This window comes from Acetobacter sp. UBA5411, from assembly GCF_002409645.1.
In the GTDB taxonomy this organism is placed as follows: domain Bacteria; phylum Pseudomonadota; class Alphaproteobacteria; order Acetobacterales; family Acetobacteraceae; genus Acetobacter.
This window is the reverse complement of sequence record NZ_DHNR01000031.1, coordinates 175,250-188,439: the sequence shown is the minus strand read 5'-3', so window position 1 is coordinate 188,439 and position 13,190 is coordinate 175,250. Positions and strand designations below refer to the sequence as shown.

General features: G+C 58.8%; 13 protein-coding genes. 7 read left to right on the top strand and 6 right to left on the bottom strand.

The annotated features are described in order from the left end of the window. Nucleotides 1–197: 197 nt before the first annotated feature. On the bottom strand, nt 198–1,232 hold the full coding sequence (locus B3759_RS10155; protein ID WP_291365801.1) for an ion channel: 1,035 nt from the start codon (nt 1,230–1,232) through the stop codon (nt 198–200). 206 nt (nt 1,233–1,438) lie between these two features. On the opposite strand from B3759_RS10155, the gene guaD reads away from it, so the two are divergent. After that, on the top strand, nt 1,439–2,776 hold the full coding sequence (gene guaD / locus B3759_RS10150) for a guanine deaminase (RefSeq protein ID WP_291365800.1): 1,338 nt from the start codon (nt 1,439–1,441) through the stop codon (nt 2,774–2,776). A gap of 120 nt (nt 2,777–2,896) precedes the next feature. Next, nucleotides 2,897–4,600, top strand: a complete 1,704-nt coding sequence (locus tag B3759_RS10145; RefSeq protein ID WP_291365799.1) for an OprO/OprP family phosphate-selective porin — start codon at nt 2,897–2,899, stop codon at nt 4,598–4,600. 159 nt (nt 4,601–4,759) lie between these two features. Here B3759_RS10145 and B3759_RS10140 read toward each other — a convergent pair whose 3' ends face one another. After that, nucleotides 4,760–4,999, bottom strand: coding sequence for a (2Fe-2S)-binding protein (locus tag B3759_RS10140; RefSeq protein WP_291365798.1), 240 nt, complete (start codon nt 4,997–4,999; stop codon nt 4,760–4,762). A gap of 264 nt (nt 5,000–5,263) precedes the next feature. Between B3759_RS10140 and B3759_RS10135 the strand changes: the two genes are divergently transcribed. The 3 genes from B3759_RS10135 (at nt 5,264) to B3759_RS10125 (ending at nt 7,932) form a co-directional block, all read left to right on the top strand. Next, nucleotides 5,264–6,316 carry a glycosyltransferase gene (locus B3759_RS10135; RefSeq protein WP_408736478.1) on the top strand — a complete coding sequence of 351 codons (1,053 nt, stop codon included), beginning with the start codon at nt 5,264–5,266 and terminating at the stop codon, nt 6,314–6,316. Between the two features lie 159 nt (nt 6,317–6,475). Further along, nucleotides 6,476–7,090, top strand: coding sequence for a PadR family transcriptional regulator (locus tag B3759_RS10130; RefSeq protein ID WP_291365796.1), 615 nt, complete (start codon nt 6,476–6,478; stop codon nt 7,088–7,090). 26 nt (nt 7,091–7,116) lie between these two features. After that, on the top strand, nt 7,117–7,932 hold the full coding sequence (locus B3759_RS10125; RefSeq protein ID WP_291365795.1) for a siderophore-interacting protein: 816 nt from the start codon (nt 7,117–7,119) through the stop codon (nt 7,930–7,932). 9 nt (nt 7,933–7,941) lie between these two features. Here the strand turns inward: B3759_RS10125 and B3759_RS10120 are convergent, their stop codons facing one another. From B3759_RS10120 to queG, 4 genes are all read right to left on the bottom strand, one after another. Beyond that, nucleotides 7,942–8,769 carry a TerB family tellurite resistance protein gene (locus tag B3759_RS10120; protein ID WP_291365794.1) on the bottom strand — a complete coding sequence of 276 codons (828 nt, stop codon included), beginning with the start codon at nt 8,767–8,769 and terminating at the stop codon, nt 7,942–7,944. A gap of 100 nt (nt 8,770–8,869) precedes the next feature. After that, nucleotides 8,870–9,046 (bottom strand): hypothetical protein, encoded by a 177-nt coding sequence (locus B3759_RS10115; RefSeq protein ID WP_010668685.1) that lies wholly within the window; start codon nt 9,044–9,046, stop codon nt 8,870–8,872. A 207-nt stretch (nt 9,047–9,253) separates the two neighbouring features. After that, complete coding sequence (locus B3759_RS10110; RefSeq protein ID WP_291365793.1) at nt 9,254–9,523, bottom strand: ribbon-helix-helix domain-containing protein; 270 nt, start codon at nt 9,521–9,523, stop codon at nt 9,254–9,256. Continuing rightward, nucleotides 9,520–10,623 (bottom strand): tRNA epoxyqueuosine(34) reductase QueG, encoded by a 1,104-nt coding sequence (gene queG / locus B3759_RS10105; RefSeq protein WP_291365792.1) that lies wholly within the window; start codon nt 10,621–10,623, stop codon nt 9,520–9,522. Before queG ends, B3759_RS10110 begins: the two co-directional genes overlap by 4 nt. A gap of 386 nt (nt 10,624–11,009) precedes the next feature. On the opposite strand from queG, the gene hemF reads away from it, so the two are divergent. Together hemF and B3759_RS10095 are read left to right on the top strand one after the other, a co-directional pair. Next, complete coding sequence (hemF, locus tag B3759_RS10100; RefSeq protein WP_291365791.1) at nt 11,010–11,939, top strand: oxygen-dependent coproporphyrinogen oxidase; 930 nt, start codon at nt 11,010–11,012, stop codon at nt 11,937–11,939. Nucleotides 11,940–12,037: 98 nt separating this feature from the next. Continuing rightward, complete coding sequence (locus B3759_RS10095) at nt 12,038–13,183, top strand: hypothetical protein (RefSeq protein ID WP_291365790.1); 1,146 nt, start codon at nt 12,038–12,040, stop codon at nt 13,181–13,183. Nucleotides 13,184–13,190: the final 7 nt, after the last annotated feature.

The following is a 13,190-nucleotide window of genomic DNA, read 5'->3' as shown; positions in this document are numbered from 1 at the left end:
TCGTGTCCAAAACTGTATCGGATATGATACAGTTTTGGACAGGCTGCTGATATGGCAAGCATCAGCAGCTTTTCCTTGGCCGTTGTTTATAAAAGCATAATTGCAGAACAGGAGGCGTTTTGGCACTTCATGACAGTGAGATGAATTTCATCTCATGCCTCTCCTACGGCCCTCTGTCATCTGGATAAAAAGGGGCCTCAGCCTTCTGACCGGACGTGCGCCTCGATATCGTGGAACTTCGAATAATCCACAGCCAGACCGCCGCTCGCACGTGTATGGATGATGTCCACAAAACGATGATTGTGCATAACCTTGTCGAACGCATAGGCCGTCCGGGCGAACACTGTCTGCCCCATGGCCTCATCCGTTCCGGTGACTGTCACGATGATCTCGGCCTCTTCCGCCTGTAATTCCTGCAACGAGCATTTGTGCAGCGGACTGGTCTCCGTAATGACATGCGCCAGAACGAAGGCAAAGCGCAGAACCGGCACATGCGCCTGCACCAGAGTGAGCGGCTCGAAGCGGCGCTCAAGATGACCGTCATGCGTGACAATCAGGCGTGACAGCGCAACTTCGACATCCACGGACAGAATCAGGCTGCGACGGCAGTTGGCGATCCGGATACACAGGGCGGACACCCCGTTTTCATCCGACACGACCGCCTTGTTACTGAAGATGATCCGGGCGCGGGGACGGGCGATACGGGCAAAGACGGCGCCTGCGGCAAGCGCATTGACCATCATGCCCAGCAGCACCTCGAACGAGACGATCACATTGGCGGCGACACCGCTCGGCACCATGCCGCCATAACCGACGGTCGACAGCGTCTGCACACTGAAAAAGAACAGGTCCAGAAAGGACAGGGGATGCGGGCCCGTCACTTCGCCGGGAACCAGCGCATACAGCACGGCGAACAGCAGGTTCACCACCACATAGGAAACGAACGCCCAGAAGGTGAAGGCCGTCCAGCTGGCTGTCAGGGCATGATGGTACATGTCTGACCAGAGCGCGTCATGCACACCGACACGCACCACATCGGCATGCTTCTTTTCGTCGAGAGCATGGGTCCGGAAACGGCGGATGGCCTCTTTTGTGGAGATATGTCTTTTCGTCTTCCCGGCGTTTTGTTCGGTGGACGATGAATGAGCCGCAGCGTCCTGACGCTCTCCCTCCTGCGGTTCCCGCGCTGCGGAGGAACGTTGTTCATTCAGTCGCCGCCAGATCCGCTTCATCACGCCCTCTTCAAGGATGAAAAGACACGGAAAACAGGCCGCGCTGCCCTTCTTCTCCCCATACCGGCATGACTGGCTTCCCGCTACCGAGGCTTGTGCATGGAACCCCCGCATTCCCCATTTGGCGAAAAACTTTCTATCCTCGGAAAAACCGGTTCCACACGACTGTCCGGACCGGTCCGCACATCAGACAGGGTAATGCGCGAATGACATCCAGCCGCACTCAATCCGCAGTCCGGGGCCGTATCGTCACCTTCCGGGATAATCCATTCAACGTCCCGCCATCCGAAGCCCTGCTGGTGGAAGAAGATGGGCTGGTCGTCATGGAAGGCGGCCTGATCACTCAGGTCGGCGCCTATACAACACTCCGTGACACGCTGAACGCAGACACCACCGTTGTCTCTTATGGCGACGCCCTGATCTCGGCGGGCTTCATCGACACGCATGTGCATTACCCGCAACTCCCGGTCATCGCATCGTGGGGGCAGCAGCTGCTGGAGTGGCTGGATCGGTACGTCTTTCCAGCGGAGGCCACCTTCTCCGATCCGCTGGTGGCGCGAGACACCGCCCGACGGTTCCTTGGCGAAATGCTGCGTGCCGGAACGACGACCGCCGCCGTTTACTGCACGGTGCACCCGCAATCCGTGGATGCGTTCTTCACCGAAGCTGAACGGATCGGCGCACGCATGATCGCGGGCAAGGTACTGATGGATCGCAACGCTCCCGAAAACCTCCGGGACTCGGTGAAAACGGGCTATGACGACTCGACGGCGCTTATCGGACGCTGGCACGGAAAGGAGCGGCTGTCCTACGCCGTCACGCCGCGATTTGCGATCACCAGCACGCCGGAACAGCTGGAAGCCGCCGGCCAGTTGCTCCGTGAGCATGATGGGCTCTTCATGCAGACGCATCTTTCCGAAAATCTGCACGAAATCGAAACCGTCGCCCGTCTGTTTCCCGAGCGTTCCTCCTATCTCGACGTCTATGATCATGCCGGTCTGGTCGGTCCCCGCAGCATCTTCGGGCATGGCGTGCATATCGGCGAAAAGGAGTTCTGCCGTTGCCATGAGAGTGCAGCAAGCCTGGCGCACTGCCCGACTTCGAATCTGTTTCTTGGCAGCGGGCTCTTCAAGCTTTTTGAAGCCCTGTCTCCAGAGCGCCCTGTCCGCGTGGGCCTTGGCACCGATGTCGGCGCGGGCACGTCCCTCTCTCAACTCAGGACGCTGGGCGAGGCCTACAAGGTTGCGCAACTGACGGGCCGCTCACTCCATCCCGCGCAGGCCTTCTGGCTGGCGACCGCAGGAGGGGCCCGCTCCCTGCATCTGGAAGACAGAATCGGAACGCTCGCGCCAGGCATGGAGGCGGACCTGTGCGTGCTCGATCCACACACCTTTCCCCTGCTCGATTACAGGACGTCACGCTGTGAAAGTGTCGAAGAGCTGCTTTTCACACTGATGACCCTCGGTGATGAGCGTTGCATTTCCGCCACATGGGTGGGTGGGGCGTGCGTTCATACACGCGAAAATGGCTCTTTATATGGCTAGAAACCGCAGAAAACCGTCAGTGCAACAAAACTGAAATACCTGTGTCATTCAAGCTTCACGCCGTTTTCCGTGAGCACAGATTAACAGGGCGTCATCCCACGGCTCCGGATCAAGAGAGAGATGACCCTGTCCTCCCGTTTCCTACTTCTTTCACTGACAGTACTGAGCGGAGCATCAGTCTTGTCGGTTTCCCATGCACAGGCTGCAACGTCCGACAGCGCAGAAGTTGCCGAGCTGCGCCGTGAAATGGCCGAGATGCGCCATGAGATGCTGAGCATGCGCTCCGAGCTGCGTCACCGGAACACGTTCCCGACCAACCATGATGGTCGTCCGGCTTCCGATCGTGGCGAGGCTCACTCATGGAAAAGCGCTCACGCAGCGGCTGCCCATACACCGAACGACTATAACGGTTCTCCGGAAGCCGGCATTGCGTTCAATCAGCCTGCGAAGATCAACTATCACGCCACAGGCGACGGTCGTCCGGCTTCTGATCGCGGCATCACCAGCTCGTGGGAAGATTTCAAGCGCGCTTCCGCCGACACGGAAGTGGTGCAGGTCGGCGGCATGAAGATCGGCTTCCCGAATGGTCGCCCGACGATCCAGTCCGAAGACGGCAAGTATGCCTTCTCGATCGGTCTCGCCTTCCATGAAGACTTCGGTGGCTTCATGGGCGTGAGCCCCAAGGCTGGCGAAGCCAAGGGCAAGTTCAATGGTTTCACGTCAAACGCCCGCCGTCTGCGTATTCCGTTCACCTTCCGCTACAAGGACTGGGTCGCAAACGTCACACCTGACTTCGGTGCGGGCAACAACGACGGCACCGTCGGTCTTTACGAAGCGAACCTGAACTACGCCGGTCTGCGCAACACCATCCTGACGGTCGGTTACTTCCAGCCGCGCGTGACGGAAGAAGATTCCGAGAGCTCGAACGAATTCGAGTTCATGGAACGTCCGGGCATCACCGATATCGTGCGTAACATCGCCGCCAGCGATGCGCGCTTCTCGATCGGTGGTCTGCATTATGAAAAGCGTTGGTGGATCGGCGCTTACTTCACCGGTCAGCAGTTCGGTGGACGTAACGCCAGCGGTTACTACGGCGGCGACGGCGCGGTCAGCGACAGCCAGACGGGCGGCACCTTCCGTGTCGCAGGTCGTCCTGTCGCCACCAAGGACTGGGATCTGCATCTCGGCATTTCCGCCATTTCGGCCTTCAAGCCGAACAATGGCACGCACGGTCGTTCCTTCACGCTCAGCCAGCGTCCTGAAGTCAATCTTGGTGAAGACAGCCTGCTTGGCACCGGCGCGATCACCAACGTGTCCCAGGTCTGGGCAGCCGGTCCTGAAGTTGGCCTTCGCTGGAAAAGCCTCGTTATCAAGAGTGAATACTACCACATCGGTGTAAACCGTTCGCACAACGCGTCCGGCCAGTCTCTCGGCAACCTGAACTTTGGCGGCTGGTATGTGGCTGCGAACTACACCCTGTTCGGCACGCCGCGTGCCTACAACTACAAGGAAGGCGCTTTCGCTGCTCCGGGTGTGAAAGAGAATCAGGAATTCAACCCTGCAACCGGTCACTGGGGTGCGCTTGAAATCACCGGCCGTTACAGTGAAACGGATCTCAACAGCCAGCCCAACTCCGCCACAGGTATCCGTGGTGGCAACCAGATCGTCTGGTCGGGTGGTCTGAACTGGTATCCGAACCGCCACTTCCGCGTGATGCTGGACTACAACCACTTTATCGACCAGCGGACCAAGAACGATGGTCTGGTCAATATCGCAGGCCGCAACGGAAACTCCGTCGCTGCCCGTGTGCAGGCCGCTTTCTGATCTGCAACGACAGGAAGGAGCGGGACATCTCCCGCTCCTTTTTATAGGTGTGATGCGGCCCGATTCCCTGAGCGTTCTGGCCGTCTGATCACAAACAAAAAGGCAGGGAGCTTTCACTCCCTGCCTTTTGTATTTTTATCGACTCAACTATCGAAGCGATCAGGCGACGGCGCGCGAACCATCCTGCTGTGCGGCCAGCTCCATGGCTGCGATGGCGGCGGCGGATGCATTGCGCTGTTTCAACGCCTCACGAAGGATGCAGACAACGCCTTTGACACAGTTGCCACACTGCGCCCGACATTTCCGGGCTGCATAGACTTCTACTGGTCGTGTCGCTCCTGCTTCCACCGCAGCGCTTACATCATGATCGGTCAGCCCGTTACAGGAGCAGATATACATCCACGTGCCTCATCGCGTTAACGTCCCAGCACGCTAGCAGATAATGAGAACGCCTCGCAATAACATTCGTGTCAATTCATCCCAAAAAATCACTTCAAGGCCAGATATGCATGCAGTCACGGGCCGGATGTCTGGGAAGGACCGTAGTTTCTTTCCGCCCTTAAAAATATTTCATCTTTGGTTTTTCCTTCCTCAGGCTGATATGTCACCCGCAACAGGTTCGAGGGAGGTGATGTGAGGGACGTTCCACACATTCTACAGGTCATGGCGGCACGCGGTCACGGCGGTGCCGAGCTGTATTCGACCGACGTCATGCTGGGTCTGCACAAAGCTGGCGTCCGGCAGACTGTGGTTCTTCATCCCGACAACCCACGCCTGAAAGAACTCGAGGACGCAGGTCTTGCGCTCGAAACCGAGGCCCTGAAGTCGCCGCTTGCCTTGTGGAGAAAGTGGCGCATGACGCAGCTTATCCGTCGCCTTGAGCCATCCATCATCCACTGCTGGATGCGTCGTGCTGCCGTCAGCATCCCGGCCAATGCGAGTCATCTTTCCGGTGACCGTCCCGTCATTGGCTGGTTCGGCAATTACCGTGACCTCAAGCCCTACGCTCACTGTACGCATCTTGTAGGCTGCACGCCCGACATCGCGGAACGGATGCGCGCCGACCCGGACTGGCATCCAGTCGATAACGCCACGGCGAAGAATCGCATCTTTTCCGCTCCCACCTTTTCCTCGGTCACGCCCGAGCCACCGCTGCCACGCTCGGAGCTCGACACACCACAGGATGCCCGCGTTCTGCTGACCCTCTCGCGCCTGCATGAGGCGAAGGGCCTCGAAACACTCATCTCGGCGATGCGGCAACTCCCGGACTGTTACCTCTGGATGGCCGGGGAAGGCCCATTGCGCGCCGCACTGGAAGAACAGGCGAAACAGGAAGGCGTGAGCGACCGGATTCGCTTTGCCGGATGGCGGACAGATCGCGGCGCTCTTCTGGCGGCGTCCGATATCTGCGTTCTGCCCTCACGCTATGAGCCTTTCGGGACCGTCATTCTGGACGCCTGGTCCACGAAGACACCTTTGGTGGCCTGTGCCGCCGCAGGTCCGCGCGCCTATATTCGCACCGGCGAAAACGGCATGCTGACTCCCATCGACGACCTTGCAGCCCTTGTCAGCGCCATCCGGTCCGTACTGGATGACAGCACTCTGAGAGACCGAATTGTCGCGGGAGGGCTTGCTGATTACGAACACGGCTTCACGCCGCAGGTCGTGATCAACCGTTGGCGGACAATCTACGACACCTGTCTGGCTTCTGTCTGAACCTGCTGGAAGGGTGGAACAGGACTGTTTTACGGAAGCGTATCCTGTGAGCGGGATAGTGATCCTGCAAAAGTCATCCGTTACATTCCGCAATTCTTATGAACGCAACGTCACAAAAACAATCTTGAGTTATATCTTAAAACATATATATCGTAAGACATGTTTAAAGAGCATAAATCCAAACATCGTTCCTCCCGCCATGCAGGAGGCGAACATTCCAAAGGTCGTCGCCAGTTCGGTGGTGGCTCCCGTCACGGTTTCGGCAGAGGCGATTTCCCTGCCGGACGCAAACTCAGCTCCGGTGAACTGCAATTGGTTCTTCTGGCGCTTCTGGAAATCCAGCCCGCGCACGGTTATGAGCTAATCCGTCTTCTTGAAGAAAAATCCGGTGGTTTTTACGCACCAAGCCCCGGCATGGTTTATCCTGCCCTCACCTATCTTGATGAGACCGGTCAGGTCACGGCGTCTCCGGAAGGCAACCGCAAACTCTATACGCTGACCGATGAAGGCAAGGCTCTTCTCGAAGCCAATCGCGAACAGGCTGAGACCATTCTCGAAACCCTGAAGCGGATCGGCAGTCGCATGGGTGAAGTGCGGGAAGCGTTTTCGGGCGTCGACGATGCAGATCCACGTGCTTCCGACGAATTTCACGAAGCCCGACATGCTTTCAAACAGGCCATGATGCGTCAGCGCGGCTGTGGCCCTGAAGAAAAGAAGCGCATCATCGAGATCCTCAAGCGCGCCACAGCAGAAATTCTCAACAAACCTGAGTAATCCAGACTTTTTCAATGGAGACGCGCATGAACTCCCTGTCCCGGACGCCACTGCGCGTCCGCCAACCCGTGCGTCTGCGTATGGCGCATGTCGCACGGATCGAACAACTTTCACCCCTGATGCGCCGCATCATTTTCACAGGCGATGACCTGCATGATTTCAGTTCGGCTGCCGCCGACGATCATGTCAAACTGTTCTTTCCACTCCCCGGACAGGACACGCCCGTCCTGCCGGACGTGGACACAGGCGGTCGTCCTGTGCGCTCCGCCTCACCAGCCGTGATCAAGCGTGACTATACACCACGCTTTTTCAATCCAGAGACAAATGAACTCGCCATCGAATTCGTCCTGCATGGCGACGGCCCTGCGGCAACATGGGCGGTTCAGGCCCAACCCGGCCAGACCCTCGGTATCGGTGGGCCGAAAGGCTCTTTCGTTGTTTCCGAAAATTACGCGCATTATCTGCTGATCGGCGATCAGACCGCGCTCCCCGCTATCGCCCGCCGACTGAAAGAAATGCCGGACGGCGCCAATGTTACGGCCATGATCGAGGTTGCGGATGCAAAGGAAGAACGTCCGCTGGCAAGCAAGGCCAATGCCAGCATTATCTGGCTACCTCGTAATGGCGTAGAAGCAGGAAAATCAACGGTTCTTCAGGAGGCTTTGAAAAGCTACTCCCTGCCGTCAGATGATCTGCATGCCTGGATCGGTGCTGAAATCGAAACAGCCCGCCAGCTCCGCACTCTGCTCATCGAAGAAAAAGGTATGACGCGAGACCACATTCGCGCAGCAGGTTACTGGCGGCTTGGCGCGACAGACGGCGGTGGGCGTGTGGAGGACTGAAGTCGAGGTCTACAGACCGCGATCCCGCTTGATGACATCCCACGCCGCATTGATGCTGGCGATTCTGACAACAGCGGCCTCAATTTCGGACGAAGAAGCACCGCGCGCCGAAAGTGCATCCGGGTGATTGGCACGCACCAGCGTCCTCCAGGTGGCCCGGATTTCTTCGTTCGATGCGTCTATGGAAACGCCCAACACCTGATAGGCGGCATTCTCGGCCATGGCCGGGCGTGAGCGTCCGCCTTCAGCCCGGCTCCAGGCACCAGCGCTCAGACCAAACGCCTTGTGCACGTTTTTCAGGAATCTGATTTCCGCCGGATGCAGAGCTTCGTCTTTTGCACAGTCAGCCCGCGCCACGAAAAAGAGCACACCCAGCAGATCCTCGAGCATGAGCTGATCATCACGGTAAGCCTGACCCAGCTCCCGGGCGAATCGCTCGTAATCATCCGTCCGCTGCCGGGCGAGATCGAACAGACGACCGACCTCCGGCTCATTTTCAGGCGGAATTCTCAAACGCGACTTGAAAGCGTTGATTTCCTTGCGATTTACCGGCGCATCGCATTTGGCCAGCTTGGCGCAAAGCAGAACGGTGCAGAGCGCGTAAAGCTGGTCTTTCTTGCCCGTTACCGCAGCAAGCTTGGCCGCGACAAAGGCCGCCGCACTGTTCGGGTCAGGTGCAGCACGGGCCGCCCAGCGATCACTCCACCCGCCCGTCGGCGGCTCCAGAAGAGACCCACGATCAGCCGCATGTCCAAGAGCTGCGCCCAGCACCGCTCCCATTCGTCCGCCAACCGCAAACCCTGCCACGGTTCCGAACAGTTTGCCCCAGATAGCCATGAGAAGACTCTAGCCTTACTTCAACGGCGACTAAAGCCCCCTTATGGTCAGGCCAGCTAGCCTCCCGCAACAAGGCCCGAAATTCCGCCAGTTCTCTCGCTTAGGACGTCGTTTCCGAAGGTCGATCAATGGCCGAATGAGCCAGACCGACCAGATCATTCGCAAGACCGGGCAGACCGGCCTGCCAGACAACATCCGCCAGTTGAAGCAGAGAATGGGAGATCAGCATAGGACTGGCCTCGGGGCAGTGCGGCAGACGTAGAATATTCCCTGACATGGAGGTCTCATCTGAGGTCTTGGGGTTTGAAGCGTTTTCTCTTCTGGCACGCGACGCTAGAAGTGCCGGGGTTTCTGAAGAGTTAATCAGACAAGAAATTGGAGCGTTCTTCATTTTGGTAAACTGCGCATTCCTGATTGGGCAGAGAGCGCCGTCCCAGACAGATTTTACCATTCTTCCTTATGGAATACGGTTTTTCTGCCAGTTTCATAAATCGGGAGACGACTGCGTGACTGTATCCTGTCCCAAAGACGAAACAGCATCTGATCTGGAGGCTTGCAATGCTGCAACACGCAAGGCCGATGCCAGAGGACGATTCGGGTCGCGTTTTCCGTCGATGCTCTCCACCAATTTGCCAATCGTCTGACCTTGCTGTTGCGCCATTTCATCCAGCACAGCCCAGAATTCCGGTTCCAGCGCCACACTGGTCCCATGCCCGGAAAGAATGAGACTGCGCTTGAGAAGATGGCGCGTCATGAGCTCGGCCTTGCCGACATCGGAGACGAGACTGTCTCCGCCAGCCGTTTCACAGCCCAGTCCGCAGCCTCCGCCACGACCGGATCAGCATCATCCCTCAACCGTTCCGCAATCGGCCCCATATCTTCGTCTCCTGAATTACCGATGGCGATGAGCACATTCCGCACGAAGCGGTTACGCCCGATCCGCTTCATCGGCGAGCCCGAAAACAGGGCGCGGAACCCGGCGTCATCCAGCACTGCCAACTCCGACAGGCGAGGCGCGATCAGATCCTCGCGCGCCTTCAGCTTCATCACCCGTGATTCCTCGGCAAAGCGGTTCCATGGACAGGCGGACAGGCAGTCATCGCAACCATAGATATGGTTTCCCATCGCCTCCCTGAATTCGTGAGGAATGGGACCTGCATGCTCGATGGTGAGATAGGAAATGCAGCGTCGGGCATCCAGCCGATAGGGCGCGGGGAAAGCGTTGGTGGGGCACACTTCGAGGCAGCGCGAACAGCTCCCACACTGTCCCGCCCGGTGCGGTGTCGGTGGCAGTTCGAGCGTCGTATAGATTTCACCCAGCAGCAGCCAGCTTCCATGATCTCGCGACACGAGGTTGGTGTGTTTCCCCTGCCAGCCTAGCCCGGCCTGTTCAGCCAGAGGCTTTTCCGGCACCGGCGCGGTATCGACAAAAACCTTCACCTCCGCCTCAAGCTGCGTCCGCCGCGTTTCCGCGACCAGATACTGCGCCAGATGCTTGAGCATCCCCTTGATGATGTCATGATAATCCCGGTTGCGGGCATAAACCGAGATATTGCCGCACACCTTGTCGGCAAGTGTCGCCAGCGGATCGCCTTCCGGCGCGTAGGACAGACCGAGGGAAATCACGCTGCGGGCTTCCGGCCATAACCCGTTGGGATGCGCACGGGCTTCCACCCGTTCGGCCATCCACGTCATCGTGCCGTGGTGTCCCTGCGCAATCATGTCCCGCAGGCGGTCTCCCGTCTCCGCACCGATGTCCGCATCGCAGATTCCAAAGGCATGAAAACCCAGTTCCCGTGCCTTGGTCTCCAGTCGCTCGACAAGCCTGTTCATCAATGTGGGAGAGGAGGACATCCCGGTTCGCTCTGTAATGGACTGGCTCTCCATAATGGAAATAAAAGTTTGAGGTGTCGTCTTATTTCAAAGAGACGCCGCTCCTGAAGCTTTTTGGAAAAAGCTTCACCAAAAACTTCTTTATGACTCATCAAGGACATTGCGGAATACGTCTTTGAAATAGGGCACTCGGCAGAACCTCCGCTCCACAGTCAGAAGCCGTATCCCCATGTTTCCAAGGGCAACACCTGCCCCGAAACACCCCCTCTTGCAATCACAGCCCGGATATCGCACCCCATAGACGCATTCTGCGCGTCCGCCACGGAACCGAGCCCATGCGCGCCAGCCAGTGGACCAGACCGGGGGACCCAACAGGACGCACTGACAGGATCAGGAGATATCCGGCTATGGATGAAACCACCGCCCCTTCCTCTGCCGACGCCCGGCATTACGAACCTCTGAAGCCGGAAGCGCAGCAGTGGTTTGAATCGCTGCGCGACCGGATCTGCGCCGCTTTCGAGAGCATCGAAACGGACGCCGCAGAGATGAACGCCCCCACGCTGCCGGGACGTTCCACGGCCCCCGGACGGTTCGAACGCACCGCATGGACCCGCGAAGCGGGAGACGACGCCCACACTGAAGGTGGCGGCGTGATGAGCGTCATGCGTGGACGCGTGTTCGAGAAGGTCGGCGTCAATGTCTCGGTCGTCTCAGGCGAGTTCAGCCCGGAGTTTCGCAAGTCGATTCCCGGCGCGTCCGAAGACCCACGTTTCTTTGCCACCGGCATCAGTCTGGTCGCCCATATGTGCAGTCCCGTGGTGCCCGCAGCCCATTTCAACACACGGATGATCGTCACGACACAGGGCTGGTTCGGCGGCGGTGGCGACATCACCCCAATGTTCCCGGAAAGCGAGGAAGCGCAGGACGACGCCGCCATCTTCCACGACAGCTTCCGGCAGGCCTGCGAAAAACACGATCCTGAATATTACCCGCGCTTCAAGGCCTGGTGCGACAAGTATTTCTACCTGCCGCATCGCCTCGAGCCACGCGGTCTGGGCGGCATCTTCTACGACCGTCTCCACAGCGGCGATCCGCTCATGGATTTCGCCTTTACAAAAGATGTGGGACTCGCCTTTCTAGAGGCCTTTCCGAACATCGTGCGGTCCCGCATGATGGAGCAATGGACACCCGAACAGCGCGAGCAGCAGCTGATCCGGCGTGGACGGTATGTGGAATTCAATCTGTTGCAGGACCGGGGCACACTCTTCGGGCTGAAGACCGGTGGCCACACAGAGGCGATCCTCATGAGCATGCCTCCCGAGGTGAAGTGGCCCTGATCCGTAAGGACATGATCGCCACAGAACGGCCTTAACTTTATAGTGGTAATATTCCTGAAAATATTACCCGGACCATCTTGCAAGGAGATCTCCGAGTTTTGTCAGAAAAAGACCTGCCATCCGATACCCGTTTTTCACGAGGCCTTCCGCGGCGCTATAACCGGCGGACCCTCCTGAAGGCGGCGCTCGGTCTCACGGCAGGTTCTGGCGCAGGCTCTTTTCTGACAACCCGCGCCTTCGCCCACAGCGCCGAGACCGACGGCCTGCTGCAGGCTGCCTCAGCCGCCATTCCGGCTCCGACAATCGGCACACCGGATCTGATTGTCGCCGGCAGTCCCGGCACCGGTCCGGCCCGCTGGGCACCCATTCTCGCACCATCCCTTGAAACGACGCTGCCGACCGACGGTCCGTTGAACCTGCGTAACGTGGTCGGGCAGGACGGAGTCACCGGCGCCAACCTCTTTGATGCACAAGCTTCGGGGGAAAATGCTCTCCTCGTTCCCGGCACAGCCATCCTTGCCGCGCTGTCCGGTGATTCCCGTGTCCATTTCGATTACCAGCGCTGGCTGCCGGTCGCGCTGGTCACCGGCTCTCCACTAGTTGTGGGACACGTCGATTTCCGCCGCTCCCTGCGGACTCTGCTCCAGAACCGGCCCGTACGCGTCGCCGTCACAACGCCTACGGGCGCTGAACTGCCAACGCTTCTCGCTATGGCCATCCTGTCGATGCGCGCCATTCCAGTCAGTGGGCTGGCAACACGAGATACCTCCATCGAGGCGCTGCAACGGGGTGAAGTGGATGTGGCGCAACTGTCGCCCGGCAGCGCCACGCCGGAACTGCTTGATGCCCTGAAAGCCAAGGGGTTTGTGCCGCTGTTTTCCCTGACGACGGACACCGGCGGAAGCCTTCCGGATTTTGCGGGCCGGTTTACCAGCCTGCGGGGCCATACGCCGGATCATCCACTTTTTCCCGCCTATCGGGCTGCGGCCCATGCAGCGTCCATTGAAGCCGCACTGGTGCTTCCCCTGCTCACACCGCCAGCAAATGCGGCGCTCTGGCGGCATGCGGCTCATCTGACCGCGAGCCTGCCCAGCGTTGATGAAGTCGCCCGGAGCAGCCACACGCGCCTCACGACAGAAGCTGATGTCCTGCCTTTTTATGCCGCGCTCTCTCCGCCACTCGCGAGCGTCCTCGCCTTTCGTCGGTGGTTGTCGGCGTCCTCCGTCTCTTGGCGCACCGGCTGACAAACCG

Coding starts and splice junctions, on each gene's coding strand:
- B3759_RS10155 (WP_291365801.1), bottom strand. CDS start 1,232: ATGAAGCGGATCTGGCGGCGACTGAATGAACAACGTTCCTCCGCAGCG.
- guaD (WP_291365800.1), top strand. CDS start 1,439: ATGACATCCAGCCGCACTCAATCCGCAGTCCGGGGCCGTATCGTCACC.
- B3759_RS10145 (WP_291365799.1), top strand. CDS start 2,897: ATGACCCTGTCCTCCCGTTTCCTACTTCTTTCACTGACAGTACTGAGC.
- B3759_RS10140 (WP_291365798.1), bottom strand. CDS start 4,999: ATGTATATCTGCTCCTGTAACGGGCTGACCGATCATGATGTAAGCGCT.
- B3759_RS10135 (WP_408736478.1), top strand. CDS start 5,264: ATGGCGGCACGCGGTCACGGCGGTGCCGAGCTGTATTCGACCGACGTC.
- B3759_RS10130 (WP_291365796.1), top strand. CDS start 6,476: ATGTTTAAAGAGCATAAATCCAAACATCGTTCCTCCCGCCATGCAGGA.
- B3759_RS10125 (WP_291365795.1), top strand. CDS start 7,117: ATGAACTCCCTGTCCCGGACGCCACTGCGCGTCCGCCAACCCGTGCGT.
- B3759_RS10120 (WP_291365794.1), bottom strand. CDS start 8,769: ATGGCTATCTGGGGCAAACTGTTCGGAACCGTGGCAGGGTTTGCGGTT.
- B3759_RS10115 (WP_010668685.1), bottom strand. CDS start 9,046: ATGTCAGGGAATATTCTACGTCTGCCGCACTGCCCCGAGGCCAGTCCT.
- B3759_RS10110 (WP_291365793.1), bottom strand. CDS start 9,523: ATGACGCGCCATCTTCTCAAGCGCAGTCTCATTCTTTCCGGGCATGGG.
- queG (WP_291365792.1), bottom strand. CDS start 10,623: ATGTCCTCCTCTCCCACATTGATGAACAGGCTTGTCGAGCGACTGGAG.
- hemF (WP_291365791.1), top strand. CDS start 11,010: ATGGATGAAACCACCGCCCCTTCCTCTGCCGACGCCCGGCATTACGAA.